12 protein-coding genes are annotated in these 16,081 nt (G+C 68.5%); 6 read left to right on the top strand and 6 right to left on the bottom strand.

The features are described from left to right. Positions 1 to 72 precede the first annotated feature (72 nt). Complete coding sequence (locus AC068Z_RS36805; protein ID WP_478566127.1) at positions 73 to 498, top strand: ATP-binding protein; 426 nt, start codon at positions 73 to 75, stop codon at positions 496 to 498. 556 nt (positions 499 to 1,054) lie between these two features. On the opposite strand, the gene AC068Z_RS36810 is transcribed toward AC068Z_RS36805, so the two are convergent. Then, entirely contained in the window at positions 1,055 to 2,191 is a 1,137-nt protein-coding gene (locus AC068Z_RS36810; protein WP_478566329.1) for a phospholipase D-like domain-containing protein, read from the bottom strand. Between the two features lie 303 nt (positions 2,192 to 2,494). On the opposite strand from AC068Z_RS36810, the gene AC068Z_RS36815 reads away from it, so the two are divergent. Both AC068Z_RS36815 and AC068Z_RS36820 read left to right on the top strand, forming a co-directional pair. After that, positions 2,495 to 2,665 carry a hydrophobic protein gene (locus tag AC068Z_RS36815; protein ID WP_478566129.1) on the top strand — a complete coding sequence of 57 codons (171 nt, stop codon included), beginning with the start codon at positions 2,495 to 2,497 and terminating at the stop codon, positions 2,663 to 2,665. Positions 2,666 to 2,815: 150 nt separating this feature from the next. Continuing rightward, on the top strand, positions 2,816 to 3,673 hold the full coding sequence (locus tag AC068Z_RS36820; RefSeq protein WP_478566132.1) for an MBL fold metallo-hydrolase: 858 nt from the start codon (positions 2,816 to 2,818) through the stop codon (positions 3,671 to 3,673). Between the two features lie 640 nt (positions 3,674 to 4,313). On the opposite strand, the gene ppk2 is transcribed toward AC068Z_RS36820, so the two are convergent. Next, on the bottom strand, positions 4,314 to 5,321 hold the full coding sequence (gene ppk2 / locus AC068Z_RS36825; RefSeq protein WP_478566134.1) for a polyphosphate kinase 2: 1,008 nt from the start codon (positions 5,319 to 5,321) through the stop codon (positions 4,314 to 4,316). 510 nt (positions 5,322 to 5,831) lie between these two features. Continuing rightward, positions 5,832 to 6,971 carry a PucR family transcriptional regulator gene (locus AC068Z_RS36830; RefSeq protein ID WP_478566136.1) on the bottom strand — a complete coding sequence of 380 codons (1,140 nt, stop codon included), beginning with the start codon at positions 6,969 to 6,971 and terminating at the stop codon, positions 5,832 to 5,834. A gap of 86 nt (positions 6,972 to 7,057) precedes the next feature. Between AC068Z_RS36830 and AC068Z_RS36835 the strand changes: the two genes are divergently transcribed. Next, complete coding sequence (locus AC068Z_RS36835; RefSeq protein ID WP_478566139.1) at positions 7,058 to 8,113, top strand: ferredoxin reductase; 1,056 nt, start codon at positions 7,058 to 7,060, stop codon at positions 8,111 to 8,113. 7 nt (positions 8,114 to 8,120) lie between these two features. Then, complete coding sequence (locus tag AC068Z_RS36840; RefSeq protein ID WP_478566142.1) at positions 8,121 to 9,239, top strand: fatty acid desaturase family protein; 1,119 nt, start codon at positions 8,121 to 8,123, stop codon at positions 9,237 to 9,239. A gap of 464 nt (positions 9,240 to 9,703) precedes the next feature. On the opposite strand, the gene AC068Z_RS36845 is transcribed toward AC068Z_RS36840, so the two are convergent. After that, complete coding sequence (locus tag AC068Z_RS36845; RefSeq protein WP_478566145.1) at positions 9,704 to 10,309, bottom strand: dihydrofolate reductase family protein; 606 nt, start codon at positions 10,307 to 10,309, stop codon at positions 9,704 to 9,706. Between the two features lie 578 nt (positions 10,310 to 10,887). Between AC068Z_RS36845 and AC068Z_RS36850 the strand changes: the two genes are divergently transcribed. After that, positions 10,888 to 13,416 carry a DUF6185 family protein gene (locus tag AC068Z_RS36850; RefSeq protein WP_478566148.1) on the top strand — a complete coding sequence of 843 codons (2,529 nt, stop codon included), beginning with the start codon at positions 10,888 to 10,890 and terminating at the stop codon, positions 13,414 to 13,416. A gap of 94 nt (positions 13,417 to 13,510) precedes the next feature. Here AC068Z_RS36850 and AC068Z_RS36855 read toward each other — a convergent pair whose 3' ends face one another. After that, positions 13,511 to 15,088 (bottom strand): glycoside hydrolase family 10-like protein, encoded by a 1,578-nt coding sequence (locus AC068Z_RS36855; RefSeq protein ID WP_478566151.1) that lies wholly within the window; start codon positions 15,086 to 15,088, stop codon positions 13,511 to 13,513. Positions 15,089 to 15,163: 75 nt separating this feature from the next. Continuing rightward, positions 15,164 to 15,904: a peptidoglycan recognition protein family protein gene (locus AC068Z_RS36860; protein WP_478566154.1), complete on the bottom strand. Its 741-nt coding sequence runs from the start codon at positions 15,902 to 15,904 to the stop codon at positions 15,164 to 15,166. Positions 15,905 to 16,081: the final 177 nt, after the last annotated feature.

Consider the following 16,081-nt stretch of genomic DNA (forward strand, 5'->3'; position numbering starts at 1 on the left):
GGCCGCGTCAGCCCGCACACAGCGGGTACTAGCGACAGCCTCGGAACGGATCCAATCGCAGGGAGGGGCACCGTGGACGAATCGTCACTGCGGGCGGTGGGCTGGGCGCGCTCGCTGCCCGTCAACACCGGCCCGAAAGCGGCGCGTGACTGGGCACGCGGGCATCTGGAGACGCTCGGCTGGGCGCACAGCGCCCCGCAGACGGTGGACGATGTGCTCCTGACCGTGTCAGAACTGGTCACCAACGCCCACGTCCACGCTCATTCCACTGCCCGGCTCGTGCTGACCTGGGACGGCCAATGCCTGCACGTCACCGTGCACGACGACGCCTCCGCGGAGTTGCCCACCCCACGCGCTCCCAGCGACGACCGCCCCGGCGGGCGGGGCATGTTCCTGGTCGACGCCCTGGCCGACGAGTGGGAAGCACGGCGTTGCCCCGACGGCAAAGCGGTCACCGCCTGCTTTCGCCCTCCGGGCACGACCGGCGACGACCGCTGACGCGTCAGGCACGGGCGGGCGCCGCTGAGCGCGGCGAAGCGCCCTGAGTCGGCTGGCCGCCACGTGGCGCCGCACCGAACCGTCCGCCTCAGTGAGGACGGGCCGGTGGGGCGCCTGGTGTGCGGCGGCCAGGAGGTCGGCTGCGAGGCGGGCGGGCCGGTGGTGTGTGAGGGTGGGTGACCGGGTGGTGTGGCACGGAGCGGCTCGTGCGGTGGGCGTTGCCGATGCAGAACGTGCCCCGTAGGGCCCGGTGCGAGGTGGCCGATGGGGACGGGTTGCTTCCAGAGGTCACCCACCACTGCGCCAAGCGGAGTACCGCTGGTGGACGCCCGTTGGTCTCACGCGGGCTGCTCGTCGAACACCGGCTCGCTGACGCGCAGTTCGCCGACAGCCCGCCGAGTCCATCCACCGAGCAGGCTCTACGTTCGTGCTGGGGCGGGAGGAGCGCAGACGCGGCATATCTGCTGCTCACCCGGTCGGTCGGCGGTCGGCCAGGCAGAACGCGGGATGGCTCACCTGCCCTGCCTTCGCTTCACAGGAACCGCCTGCCTTCGCTTCACAGGAACCGGCGGATGGGGGCGACCGCAGCCTCCCGCAGTCGCTGCGGGGCCGAGCGGCGTTCCCAGCGACCCCTCTCGATCTGCTGACTGACCTTCAGGTCGTCATCGAAGTGCCGATTGAGGGTGGCGGCGAAGTCCTCGTCGAGGACGGCGCACATGACTTCCTCGTCGTGGTCCAGAGAGCGCCGGTTGAAGTTGGTGGAACCGATCAGGGCGGCGACCCCGTCGACGGTGATGACTTTGGCGTGCATCATCGTCGGCTGGTACTCGAATATGCGCACCCCGCACTCGATCAGCTGCTCGTAGAAGCGCTGGCCGGCCAGTCGGCAGACCCGCTTGTCAGTGTGCGGGCCGGGCAGCAGGATCTCCACCTCGACACCGCGCCGGGCGGCCGCGCACAGCAGGTCGATGAAGTACTCATCGGGGGCGAAGTAGGCGGTTGCCAACCGGAATTGCTCCTGAGCGCATTCGATCATGACTCGCAGCAGGGTCTGCATGTCCTGCCAGCCCAGGCTGGCTGAGCCGCGGACGACCTGGACCACGGCGTCGCCTTGCGGCGTGTGGTGGCCGAAGCGGTCGCGCGCGTCGAAGAGGGTGTCGTGGCATTCGGCCCAGTTCTGTGCGAAGGCGGCGGCGATGCCGTCCACCGCGGGTCCGCGCACCTGAACATGGGTATCGCGCCATTCGTTCTCGTTCCGAGCGTCCCCGCACCATTCCTCAGCGATACCCACCCCGCCGGTGAACGCCGTCTCCTCGTCCACCACCAACACCTTGCGATGACAGCGGTGATTCTGTTTGAACGGGGTGAGGTAAAGGGGCTTTCGGAACCACGCCACCTCAACCCCGGCCCGGTCCATCAAGTCCAGCAAATCGCCTTCGATCTGCCGACTGCCGAAACCGTCCAGCAGCAGCCGCACACGCACACCGTTACGAGCCCGTTCCGTCAAAGCCTCGGCGAACTGGCGGGCTATATCGCCACGCCAGTACACGAACGTCATCATGTCCACCGTGTGTTGGGCGCCGCGGATGCTCTCCAGCATCGCCGCGAAGATCTCATCCCCGTTGCGCAGCGGCAGCAGGGAGTTGCCTTCCGTGGCGGCGATGCCGATCAGCCGCTCCAGGCGACGCCGCATCCGCTGCTTGCGTTCCGCCGGAGACAAGGACGCCGCGGCTGTCACTTGGGACCCTTCTGAGTCGGTGCGTGTACTGGTCACGGCTCCTCCTTGCCGTTTGAGAACGGCCGCCCGCGGGTCCGGCACCGCCGAGGCGAGCAGACCGCCCCCACCGGCACAGCGAACCGGCACAGTGCCGGGACCCGGCCATCCGAAGAACTGAAGCGGCGAACCTTATACCGCGCCGCAGGAGAGGTAAACCCGGAAACTCGCACGTATGTCTCCGCAACGGCAGGGCACATGCTTCATCGGAGGTTGATAATCATGGTTCCCCTGCTTCTTGTTCTGCTTCTCGCACTTATTCTTTTCGGTGCTGGCTTCGCTCTCAAGGCCCTGTGGTTGATTGCGGTCGTCGTACTCGTGGTGTGGTTGCTGGGGTTCGTTATGCGATCCCCTGCCACCGGTGGCCGCAGGGGCCGCTGGTACCGCTGGTAGTCGTCAGCAAGTCTGCGCAGGGCGGGCTGGGTCAGAGGAATACTCTGCCCCAGCCCGCCCTGCGTTTGGGACCGCTTGCTCCGCTGCGCCGAGGCGATCGGCATTCCGGCGAGTGCCCGTCCTCGTGGGAGGCGTGGCAGGATCGCTGTCATGCCTGCCAACGTTCCCCGTCTGCGCATCGGTTCGACCGAGATCATTGCCCTTGCCGACGGCGAGGGCCCCTTCTTCTCCCCGCGGGCCGAGGCGTTCCCTGGGGCGTCGGCCGCTCAGTGGGCTGAGGCCGACCGCTTCGATCCCGGTGCGGTCGATGCGGAGGGACGATGGCGGCTGCGGTTTCGTGCCTACGCGATCCGCAGCGACAAAGGCCTTGTTGTGGTGGACGCCGGGATCGGTCCGGCGGACAGCCCGGCCGCCTCGTGGGCGCCGGTGCCCGGGGCGCTTCCCTCGTCTCTGGCTGCCGCGGGCATCGATCCGGCGGAGGTCGACACCGTGGTGCTCACACACCTGCACACCGACCACGTCGGGTGGGCGGTCGTGACCGAGGCAGCCGTCCCCTCGGCGGGCGGCGCAGTGGACGGAACTGCTTCGGCCGACGCTCGTCGCCCTTACTTCCCGAATGCCGAGTACCTGCTCCAGCGGGCCGAGTTCGACGCTGTTGACGAGCTCAACCCGCAGCTTCGCGAGAGCCTCATCGACCCGCTCGAGGCCGCCGGCCGGCTCCGGCTCCTCGACGGGGACACAGCGCTGCGCATCGGGCGCGCGATCGCCACGCCCGGCCATACACCTGGCCACCAGAGCGTGCTCGTCGCCGATGGACGCGAGCTGGCACTCGTCACCGGCGACCTCCTGGTACACGCAATCCAGCTCCTGCATCCCGAACTCGCCTACGCGCACGAGCTCGACCCGGAGGCGGCCAGGCACTCAAGGCAGCGCATGCTGTCCCACGGGGCCGACACGACGCTGCACCTGGCGACACCGCATCTGACGGAACCCTTCCCTTCCGCGTGATCGAGACGGTTCGAGGACCGGTAAGGCCCGCGGGGGCGTACGGCGGCTTCACACGGCGAGGGGGCGGCATCCGCGTCCTCGCGACGAACGGGCCCCAACCCCGGGCGCGTTGGCGTCCGCGACCAGGCTTGTGCTGGCGCGGGGCGAAGCCAGTGGTTCAGTCGCCGGGTCCTGCATCGGAATGGGCCGGTGCGCTTGATGCCGGCCTGGGCTGCTTCGGGCTGGGCGAGGGAGTGGGGTCGGCAATCGGCCGCCCGCCGGGGCACGCCCGGTGCTGGGTGCGCGCAGCCGTCGGCCCTCCCGTGGGGAGGCCGGGAGGGACGGCGCGCCCTCGCCGAAAGAACAGCGCAACGGAGAGGGCAATGAGACGGGTCCTCTCCCCGGGGGAGGGAGAGGATCACCGCGGTCACAGGATGGCACTGGATTCGGCCATACGACAGTGTTGTGACCGGAATTGGCCGTACAGCGGACCTGTCTGGGTCTTGGCCGCGCTCCCGCGGGGTCACATGCCTCAGCAGCGCAGCCCCTCTAGCCTGGCTTGTTGCTCACCTGCAGGTTGACGCCAAGCCCGCACTGACGGACCCGCTCACCGAAGAGTCAACGCCACGCGGCTTGCGCATGGTGTTCGGCTCGGAGCGCTTCAGGCCTGCGGGTCAGGGGTTTCGGGATGGTGGCCGGGGCGCTGGTCGTAGCCGGCCAGCGGGGTGGGGGAGAGGTCTGTGGGCTCCTCACCGGCCTCCAACAGGGTGTTGGCGGCGCCGACGATCAGCGGGTCCGGTTTTCCCACGGCGTCGTCATCCTTCGCCGGGTAGTCGCAGCGGTACAGCAGGCTGCGCATCGCCTCGAGCCGACCGCGGCGTTTGTCGTTGCTCTTGACCACGGTCCAGGGGGCGTGAGGTGTGTCAGTGGCTCGGAACATGTCGACCTTGGCCTTGGTGTAGTCGTCCCAGCGGTCCAGGGAGGCGAGGTCGGTGGGGGAAAGCTTCCAGCGGCGTACCGGGTCGACCTGGCGGATGGCGAAACGTGTGCGCTGTTCGGCCTGGGAGACGGAGAACCAGAACTTGGCCAGCAGAACGCCGTCCTTGGTCAACATCTCCTCGAACAAGGGAGCCTGCTCCAGAAACGTGCGGTACTCGGCCTCGGTGCAAAAACCCATCACGCGTTCGACGCCGGCCCGGTTGTACCAGGAGCGGTCGAAGAAGACGATCTCACCGCGCGAGGGCAGGTGGGTCACATAACGCTGGAAGTACCACTGGCCCATCTCTCGTTCGGTCGGCTTCTCCAGGGCCACGACGCGGGCGCCGCGCGGGTTGAGCCGCTCGGTGAAGCGCTGGATCGTGCCGCCCTTGCCGGCCGCGTCACGGCCCTCGCACAGCACGACGATGCGCTGACCGGTCTCCTTCACCCAGCGCTGCATCTTCAGCAGCTCGATCTGCAGCACCCGCTTGGTCCGCTCGTACTCGGACCGTCTCAGCTTCCGGTCGTAGGGGTAGTTCTCCCGCCAGGTCTCCAGAGGGCTTCCGTCGGCTTCGAGGAGGATCGGCTTTTCCGGCCGCCGCTCGTCGACGCTGAGGCCTTCCAGCAGGTCATCTTCGGCTCTGGTCGCCTCGTCCTCGTACGAGGGGCCCGCATTCTCGTTCTGCGACATCACATATCTCCCGGTTGTCCCTGGGGCGACGTGGACAGTGTCCGCTCCACGTACTGGCGAACGTGGCACGCTGACGTTGGCGCGATGGCAGCAAGAGCTGAAGGGGGCGCGGGCTGGTACGCCCCGGACGACACCGGCGCTATGACCACCACGGACTCCCCGGAACTTGCTCCGACGTAGGGCTGCGATCTGCTGGACCGCGTGCCCCTTCCGCCGGGGATCACGCCAGCTGGTTTGCTCCGGCTGAATGACGGCCTGCAGCCGCCGCTGTCAGAGGGCGCGCCGTGCGGCCGGAGCCGGCCTGTCCGGCGGAGTCCGGGGCGCACCTGTTGCCCGCCACGTTCGTCTCGAAGGCGACGCTGTTGTCGAAGCCTGCCCGACGCACGGTTCGCGGTCCTCCGTACAGGACGTGGCGGATTCGGACGCCGGTCGATCAGGGCTCGTCCGCGGCCGGATACGTAGGCGAGAAGGCCCGACCCAGGACGCGATCGTGGCTGGTCGGGGTATGCGTCAGCCGTCCCGAAGCCCGACCGCGAGCGTCAGTTCAAGGACCCGGTGCGGGGACGCGAGATCCGGGAACAGCTCCCGCAGCTGTGACATCCGGTACCGGACGGTCTGGGGATGGACGAACAGCTCCGCCGCCACCTCCTCCCGCCTGCCCTGGTGCAGCAGCCACGCCCGCAGCGTCTCCTCCAGCCGCCGTGCGGTCGCGACGGGCAAGGTCCGCAACGGTGCGAGGGCTCGGGCGCGCAGGTCCGTGAACGCGTCCATGTCGGCGCTCAGCACCAGCTCGGCCAGGTGGTCCTCGGTGTCGCGGATATCGGAGGAGAGGGAGCGCGCGCGTACGGCTCGCGCGTACGAGGCGGACGCACGCGTCCATGGCCGGGCCGGGCCGACCACGGCGGTGCGCTCGGTCAGCTGCCGCAGCAGATGTGACCGGTCGGCATCGGGGACGAGCAGCACGCCGGTGCCGTCCGGCAGATCGTCGAGGACGAGGGTGCTCGGGTCGAGGGTGCGGTAGGCAGGCCGGGCCTGGGCGCCGGGCAGCAGGACCGCGGTCAGCGAAACCGGAGGCTGCCAGCCGGCTCGTTGGGCCGAGACCAGCAGTACGTCGGGGCTCGCGCCGGCGAGGAGGTCGCGGGCGAGGTGCTCCAGGTGGCGCTCGTGATCCCGGCCCCGGGCGGCCAGCTCGTCGGCGTGGCCCGCGGCGCTCGCGGCGGAGAGTTCGTCGATGTAGGCGAAGGTCAGCTCGGCGAACTTGGCGACCTCGGCGGCGGGCAGACCTGCGGGTACGGCTCCCGCTGCCAGGCATCGCCAGGCCACGCGGGCGCCGACGCGGTAGGCGCTGAGCAGGGCGTCCATCGAACGGCCGTCGCGGACCTCGCCGCGGCCCAGCTCGTAGGCGGCGTCCCCGCCGTCGCCGGCCGTGGCGTTCCCGCTCGCGAGGTCCAGGTAGTGTCCCAGCGCGGTGCGGACGGCTCGGCGGATGGTGGCGCCCATGTGGCCCGAGAGGGCGTTGGCGTAGGGAGGGACCTCGTCGATGATCGCCTGGACGACCTCGTCGGCGGTGGACTTCAGCGTTGCCCGAAGTACTGTGACCGTCGTCTCATCAAGGGCCAGCTCACTGGCCCTGCGGATCACGTGACTCACGTTTTATTCCCTGCGAACAATTTGGCTGACCAGATTTACGTCCTGCGGTCAGGACTTTACGCCCTGAGGCGCAGCAAGCTGGGGTCATGACGAGTACTGCCCTCCGCAGCAGGGCGTGGAAACTGCTGGAGATGGTCACCACGCCGCTGCTGCCGTCTGACTACCTCGACCTGGTCAGCCCGCTGCGCGCGGGCGCTGACCTGCGGGGACGCATCGAGGCCGTGCACCCTGAGACGGGCGACGCCGCGACCATCGTGATCAGGCCGGGACGGGGCTGGCGCGGGCACAGAGCCGGTCAGTACGTGCGGATCGGCGTCGACGTCGACGGCGTGCGCCTGTGGCGTGCCTACTCGCTCACCTCACCGACCGACCGCAGGGACGGCCGCGTCACGATCACCGTGAAGGCGATCCCGGACGGCAAGGTCAGCAACCACCTGGTCCGCAGGGTGAAACCGGGCACGCTGATCCAGCTGGACCAGGCGACCGGTGACTTCGTGCTGCCGCAGACCAAGCCCGCCAAGGTGCTCTACCTGACGGCCGGCAGCGGCATCACCCCCGTCATGGGCATGCTGCGCGACACCGCGTTCGACGACGTCGTCATGGTCCACTGCGCGCCCCAGCCGCACGACGTGATCTTCCGCAACGAGCTGCACGACCTGGTCGCGGAGAAGAAGCTGCGGCTCACCGAGGTGCACACCGACACGGACGGCATGCTCGACATCGCCCGTCTCGACGAACTCGTACCCGACTGGGCCGAACGCGAGACCTGGGCCTGCGGGCCTACAGGCCTGCTCGACGCCGCCGAAAAGCACTGGGCCGGGCACGGCGTCCCGGAGCGCCTGCACACCGAACGTTTCCGCCCCACCATCGTCGTCGCCGGCGACGGCGGCGAGGTCACGTTCAGCACCACCGGCAAGACCGTCGAAGCGGACGGCGCCACGCCGCTGCTGGACGTCGGCGAAGAGGCCGGCGTGCTCATGCCCTCCGGATGCCGCATGGGCATCTGCTTCAGCTGCACCACCCCGCTCAAAGCAGGCGCCGTCCGCGACCTGCGCACCGGCGAGATCACCGAAGCCGAACCGGGCGTCCTCATCCAGACCTGCGTGTCCGCCGCCGCGGGCCCCTGCGACATCGAACGGTAGGAACAGCTTGACCGCCATCGACCCCACCGCCCACCTGACCGCAGAGCAGATCGAGGAGCTCGGCCGCGAGCTGGACGCGATCCGCGACGAGGTGATCGCCAGCCGCGGCGAGAAAGACGCCGCCTACATCCGCAAGGTGATCTCGGCGCAGCGCAAGCTCGAGCTGGCCAGCAGGGGCGTGCTCTTGTTCTCGTTCTTCCCGCCCGCGTGGCTGATCGGCACCGCCGGGCTGTCCGTGGCGAAGATCATGGACAACATGGAGATCGGTCACAACATCCTGCACGGCCAGTGGGACTGGATGCGCGACCCGAAGATCCACTCCACCACCTGGGATTGGGATCACGTCTCGCCGGCCGACCAGTGGAAGCACTCGCACAACGAGCTGCACCACAAGTACACCAACGTTCTCGGCAAGGACAACGACCTCGGCTACGGCATCATGCGCGTCGACGAGGACCAGAAATGGCACCCGTTCCACCTCGGCCAGCCGCTGTGGAACTTCCTCAACGCCTGCTTCTTCGAGTACGGCATCGCGGCGTACGACCTCGAACTCGGCGCGAACCTGTCCAAGGACCGCCGCAAGAACCCGGAGTTCCGCGCGCGGGCCAAGGCCGTGGGCCGCAAGATCCGCAAGCAGGTCCTGAAGGACTACGTGATCCACCCGCTGCTGTCGGGCCCGTCGTTCCTCACCACCCTCGCCGCCACCTTCACCGCGAACGTGGTCCGCAACGTCTGGTCCCACTCGGTGATCATGTGCGGGCACTTCCCCGAGGGCGTACAGGTCTTCGAGCGCCGGTCGATCAAGGGCGAGACACGCGGCCAGTGGTACCTGCGCCAGATGATGGGCTCCGCGAACATCAGCGGCAGCAAGGCCATGCACTTCATGACCGGCAACCTCTCCCACCAGATCGAACACCACCTCTTCCCCGACCTGCCGAGCAACCGATACGCCGAGGTCGCGGTGAAGGTGCGGGCGCTGTTCGAGAAGTACGAGCTGGAGTACGTGACCGGACCGCTGCCCAAGCAGGTGTTCTCCGCGTGGCGCAAGGTCGTCCGGCTCTCGCTGCCGAACGCGAAGCCCAAGATCAAGACGCCGGAACGCGAGCGGGAGGTCCTCGCGGCCTGATTCCGGGTCCGGGTTCAGATCCGTCGGTCGTACCGGCGGCACCGGGGCAGCGCAGTGTCCAGGCTGCGCTGCCCGTAAGTGCGCCAGGAGTTCGCCGCACGACTGCCCGGCGAAGTGTCGGACCGGTAGTCCGGCGTGGAGGCGCACTCGGTTTGCCGACGGGGGACTGGCCGAAAGGCGTGGGCGGTGATGGGGTACGGCCGGAAGGATGCCCGACCGCCCATGGGCCGTTGACAGGGCAGGTGTGTGAGACGAACAGTCCGGCGTTCCTGCCGGGCATCCCTGTTCTCCCGGCCGTGAGCGGGCACTGGGTCGCCTTCGGGCGCGCGAGCAACCCTGTCGCCCGGAACCTGCGTCACGACCTGCACCGTGCGCCCTGACGACGGCGTTCGCCCTTATCAGGTCGTGCTCTGCGCCCCCCGGAGCCAGCCCGACGGCCGTTCAGGCCTGCGGACGGGGCGGTGTCACGCAGGGACATCGAGCGGCGGGTGCTCGAGCACGCGGGGCTTGTACTCGACCAGTTGGATGCTGCCGTCGAAGGTCCGGTGCTCGATCATCTCGAGAGCGACGTCCGGATAGCCGTCGTAGATGCGCTCTTCGCCCGTGGCCCCGGTGATCACCGGGAACATCACGACCCGGAAGCGGTCGACGAGTCCGGCTCGTAGCAGGGACCGGCACAGGCTGAGGCTGCCGATCGTGCTGAGGAGCCCCGAGCCACTCGACTTCATGTCGCGGACCGCCTCGACGGCGTCGCCACGGACGAGCGTGGAGTTGGCCCACGTCAGTGGCTCCTCGAGTGAGGAGGAGAACACCACCTTGGGCGCCTGCGTGAGCTCGTCGACGGAGGCCTCTTCCTCCGGCCTGAACTCGTCTTGGCCCTTCGGGACCTCGCCTGCGGCAAAGCCTGACATCAGACGGTATGTGTTCGCCCCCATCAGGTAGGTGACCTCGGGCTGCTCGCCGAGCCATGCGAGGTACTCCGGTCCCTCCAGCCCCCAGAATCCGGGCCACCCCTCTCCCGATGCGTAGCCGTCGAGGGTGGTGATGAAGTCGACGAGGAGCTCCGACATGGCGTTGTCCTTTCGTGGGGTGTCACGAGTTTGGACCGGCCAAGAGCCACAAACTCATCGGCCGCGCCGTGGAGGAATGAGAGACCTCGGACCTGGCAACGAGGAACGGCCAGGCCTGCAGGGTTCGTGACGTCACCCTGTCCAAGCCAGGACTCTGCAGCCGCAGACGTTCAGGATCTCTCTGGACGCAGTTCGCGTCCGTGTGGAGACGCTATCGAACTGGAAGTGGATCGGTAGGTCGCACATTGAGTCCGGCGGCTCCGGCGGGAAGTCATGCCGACCCCGAAGGCCGGAAGCGTCATCGGGGAGCGCGGAAGTCGTGGCGGGGGAGCGCGCCGTGGGTCGTGCAACGGCTTTGCGGGAAGGGACAGAGCGGAACGTGGGCCTCAGGGTGATGATGGACAGTCCAACTCGGTGGCGTGGAGGGCTGCTTGATATCAGAACCTCGTTGCCGCCTTGTCGTTCGTCTGTTGTGGTTAGCGGTAGCTGCTCTGCTCGCGTTGGGCCTTGCTGCACTGCCGGCGTCGGCTGCCACACCCCCTTCAGCGGCAGGCCTCGGCGATGCGAGCTCGGACGGCGTGTGCAAAAAGGGAGGGCTGAGAACGGCTGAAGTCGAAGCCGTTCTGCGCTTGGAGCACGATGGTCGCACCTATACCAAGGTGATCAGCGAACTGACCATCGAGGTGCCTATGACCTGGGCGCTCGCCGACGGGCTGCTGCTCAGCCCTTCAACGGACAAGTACCGGCGTGCGATGCGTTGCCTGACCAGGGGGACCTTCGAGGGGGTGGAAACCAATTGGCAGGAGTGGCGGGCTGAGGAACCTACCGTCTCCCCGGTCCGTGATGTGCCCGCTCTCACGGAAGGAAGTGCCCGCTCGGTTGCAGTCGTCTACTCCGCCTTCGGATGGGTGGACCAGCGCGGCGACTTACCCATCGGCCCCTGGACTGTGGACGTAGGCAAGTCCGCATGGCTCGTACGGCTGACCCCGCCTGAAGCCCTGCAGAATGCGCGTTGGCAGCAGATCGCGGTAGATCCAGGCAGCCCAGGTGCCATCTCAGCAACGCCCGAGCCGACCGTCGGCCGTGACGGGACCCGTCTGGCCTGGTATCCCGTGGGAACTGTTCCCAGCGTCGAGGTGCGTGTCCCCCCAGCATGGCCCCGTTCCGTCGCGGCCCAGGACGACAATCCACCGTTCTCCACGTTCAGCCACGCCGGGAGTCTGCTGTGGTCCCTCATCGCGGTCGCAGCGCTCTGGTGCGTCGTCATCACGCTGCCGCGGTCGTACGTAGCGGACCCGCTCGAGGACCGGGCTCGCGTAAACCTGCGGAATTGGAGCTGGGTACTCCTGGGAGCCTGCCTGGTCGTTCAGGGACGCAACACCTACCTGGGTGCGGTCGGGGCCTTCGAGGACAACGACAAGTGGGCGGAGCAGGCTGCTTACGCGCCGTGGGCATGGCTGACCGCAGCCGTGGCGGGAGGGCTGATGCTCTTGTTCGCTCGCCCTTCCAAGGCATTGGCATTTGCGGGAGCGGCGCTCGGTGCGGTGTCCGTGGTGCCGGCCCTGTGGCCCGATCTGGTGGGCCTGCAACCGAAGGCCTTCGTCAGCCCCCCTGCCCCTGACGTAGCTGTAACGATCATGGTGGGAGGCGCTGCCGTCTGCTCCGTGGCGCTGCTCGTCATGGGCAGCGCCGCAGCAGTGCGCCGTCTGGTCGTCGACGGGGGCTTGCACCACCCACGCCATCCGCGGCCACGGCTTGTGCCGATGCTTACCGGCACATGCACGGTCGTTGCGATCATGGTGATCAGCTACGGGGCGGCGGCTGAACGCGACTGGAACCGGGCGTCTTGGCTCTCCCCTCACATCGATCCAGGCCGCCTGATACACGAAGAAGGGCTGCTGACATGGGAATGGGGCTACGGCCCCTGGCATCGCGCGGAACTGAGAAGCGCCGCGCTGTGGTTCACGCACAATGCGCAGGACTGGTGGTGCGCCATGCTGTGGCTCCCCAGCGGCCTGGCGATCCTGGCTGTCCTCCGCGCGCGTTCTCGACGCACCCGGGACACCACCGTGGCCCGCCGAGGGCCACTCGCCGTCGACCGGTCGCTGCTGCTGCTCCTGTTCCCCATCATGGTCGCCCTGAACATTGGCGACTACACGGGCAGCGGAGCTCTGACCTGGGTTTGGTTCCTTGCCTACCTCGGCGCACTCGCCGGCATGCTGCGGATTGCCTCCGGGCGGACAGTAGCCGACCAGCCCCTCCAGCGGTCAGACGAACCCTTCGCGGCGACTTTGCGGCTCGCCCACCGGACCGCCCTGCTCGACCGTGCCCGTACCTACCGCGACGTCCACGCCCAACTACGCCGACTCGATCAGGGCCAGGCCGACGACACCAGCGTGCAACGGCGGCCTTTGGAGCGCCGCCTGTCCCGCCTGCACCGCTGGCGGTCTTCCGCAGGCAGCCGCGACCGCCTCCCGCACAACGTGTCGGTCGTGGACGCCGCACTGATCCTCGGGCCCGCCGACACCTGGTGGGCCAACGGCGTCCGAGCCGCCCGGCTCACCCAGCTGGTTGCCCTGCCCCTGAGCGCCGCACTGGTGTGGTCTTCCCACCTGCGGGGCGACTCTCTGACGAGCACCCTCTACTTCCGCCTCGGCCTGCCCGACGTACTGGTCCAGTTCCTTCTCTGGCAGATCGGCTTCGCCGCCGCCGGAGTGATCCTGGGAGCCTTCTGGCACCAACTTCCCGGTCGGCGCGGGCCCACCAAGGCACTTTGTGTCACCCTCGCCTACGCGATCCCCGCGGGACTCTATGCCGTGGGCAACTGGGCCTTGGACGAGGAACAGACCGGCCTGGCTTTCGCCGTCGCGGCCATGCTGCTCATCCTCACGGTGACCGGCATTCTCATGGACGTCGAGAGCTTCGGCACCGAGCGCCACTACTGGCGCAACAGGGTGGGACTCCTGTACTCCGTTTACCAGATGCGCTTTTTCTCCATTCAGGTGGCCTGGTTGCTGGCGCAGGCCGCAGCCATCGTGACGATCTGGCAGTTCCTTGCCGGAGACGGCGGTGCGCCTCCTCAAGGAGTCAGCGGTTCGTCGCGCTGAGACGCTGCTGGCGTACCGACTGGAAATGTGCGCGTCGAACGGAAGTGCCGATCGGGTGATCGCAGACAACTGCCGCTGCGTACGGTCGCGAGCGTCATGGTACGACGAGGAACGGCGGGAACGACGTTCTCGCGATGCTGCCTTTCGTCACCCTCACCACGGTCTTCGGAGCGCCGATCACGCCCTCCGGCAGACGGAGGGTGAGGAGATACAGACCCGGTTCCGCATGGGTGAAGCCGAACCAGCCCGAACCGTCGCTGAGCCGGGTGGTCTTCTCACCGCCGCCCGTGAGCGGGGCGAGCGTCACTGGCACTTGGTCCAGCGGGCCGCCGCCCCGGAGCAGGAGCCTGCCGCTCACGTGCCCGTCCCGGGGTGCCGTCTTCCACGGCATGCCGGGCACCGCCGCGTCGTCCCTGAACGGCGCGTCCTCGCCCTGCGTCAGCGCCTGCACCAGCTTGGCCCGTTCGGCCGCGAGGCCGTTGGCCGCCACGTCCTTGCTGGGGGTGGCGTAGGAGTAACCGCTCCAGCCGGCCGCGGTGTTGCCAGCCGTGCTGGGTTTCAGTGCCTCCCTGACCTGGCTGAGCGAATCCGGGACGCTGTTCAGGTACAGGGCGGGGCCGTTGACCGCCTGCCGCTCGCCCTGGTGGTCGGCCATGAACTCGGACCACTCGGAGAACATCAGCGCCTGGTCCGGATTCCAGTTGCGCTTGTAGTTCATGGTCACGGCGGTGTCCATGATCCCCTCGTCCAGCCAACCCGCCCAGTCCTGCAGGACTTCGGCGTAGGTGCGTGTGGCCTGCCAGCCGCCGACCGCCTGCGGTCCGTGTCCGTAGGTGATGGCGTCCATCGACAGGCGGGCTTGCGGGTCGACTTCCCAGACTCCGAGGTAGATCCTGCGCACCAGTTGGGTGACCTGGTCGCGTCGCCAGTCGCTCCAGGCGGTGTCGGACGGGAGGGGTATGTCCGTCCGGCCCGTCGCCTGCTGGAAGCGGGCGACGGACACGGCGTTGTAGCCCCAGTCGCTGTGGGTAGTGGTGGAACTGCCGTCCGGGTAGCGGACGTAGTCGAGGTTGATGCCGTCCACGTCGTAGTTGCGCACGATGCTCTGGATGCCACGGACGATGTAGTCGACGGCCGCCGGATGGCCGGGATCGACGTAGGCGTTGGCGCCCACGAGTTCCTGGCCGTTGGCTTTCTTGTTGAGCCAGCGGTCGGCTCCGGTGGCGCTGGGGCCGTGCTGGTTGAAGACGTGGTCGGGGGAGCGGGGCGGGGTGGTGCTGTTCCACATCGTGTTGACGTTGACCCAGGCGTGCACCTGCAGTCCGGCCGCGTGTCCCTGCCGGATCACCTCCGCCAGCGGGTCGTAGGGCTGTGGGGCGATCGCGGCGTCGGTGCGCGGGTACAGCGCGTTGTTGCAGAAGCAGTCGTAGCGCCGGGCGGTCTGCACGATCAGCACGTTGGCGTTGATGTCCAACGCGTCCTGGACCAGGGCCGTGACCTGGGTCGGTGTGTAGATGCCCGGGTTGAACGCGTCCACCCAGTAGCTGCGCCATTGGGCCGGGGGTGCCGCGCCGTCGTCTGTACCGGCGGCGTGGGCGGGCGGCGCGGTGAGTGCGCCGAGGAGCAGGCCGAGGCCCGCCGCCAGGGTCGTGAGTACGCGTGGCAATCGCATGTCGAGGTGCCCCCCTCGGTGGAGTTCGTCGGCTGCGGGCGTACGTCGTGGGCAGGCGGTGGGCTTTGGCCGGTTCTAGGCGAACGTGGCTGCCCAGGTGGCAGGCCCGACGATGCCGTCGACGCTCAGGCCCCTGCTCGACTGGAAGCTGCGGCAGGCGGAGTCGGATCCCGGGCCGTACTGGCCGTCCACGGTGAGGGAGTAACCGTGCGCGCTGTTCATCCGGTACTGCCAGGTGGCCACGCTGGCGTGCACGAACGTGGGCGGCTGGCGGAAGTTGACGCCGGGGTGGGGCAGGGGGCCGCCGCCGGGGTTGACCTCGCCGCTGAGCACCCTGGCGTACAGGTTGCCCGGGCAGGCGGTGGCGTGGTGGTCCCGGTGACCGGTGATGGCCCGTGCGGCGCCGCCCGACACCCTGAGGCGGTTGATGCCGTGGCGGATGGCGTCGATGAGCCCGGCGGTGATGGTGTCGTAGCTGCTGGCGGTGCCGCCAGTCAGTGCGCAGACCGCGTACCAGTCGTCATTGCCCTGCGTGGTGCCCTGGGCGGCGGTGCGGACGTTCTCGCCACGGCCCTGGAAGAGGTAGCCGTGGACGCAGGCGAGGTGGCTGTAGGCGATGTCCGACCAGCCGTTGGAGTCCATGTGGAAGTTCTGGATGCCTCGGACCTGGGCGGCGCAGTCGGCGTGATTGGCCTTGGCCACCTTGACGGCGTCGACGTGATGGACGACCACGCCGCCCTGGGCTGGGGTGATGTTGTTGCTGACGCTGCTGGGCGCTCTGGCGCCCCACTGGGAGCGGGTGACGAACGTGGCCATCAGCTTGGCCCTCCCCGGTATAGGGCGCAGTTGACGGCTGCGTTGAGGGGTTCGGTGTGGGCGCCGCGCGCGACTTCGGGGCCGTGGATGGCGCCGGGGTGGCGGGAGTGCGTGACGATGGGGAGTTCACGGCCTCCTGGGGGGAGGGGAGTGCCCGCATGCGCGGGTGCGGAACAT

This window comes from Streptomyces sp. NPDC043726, assembly GCF_056436565.1.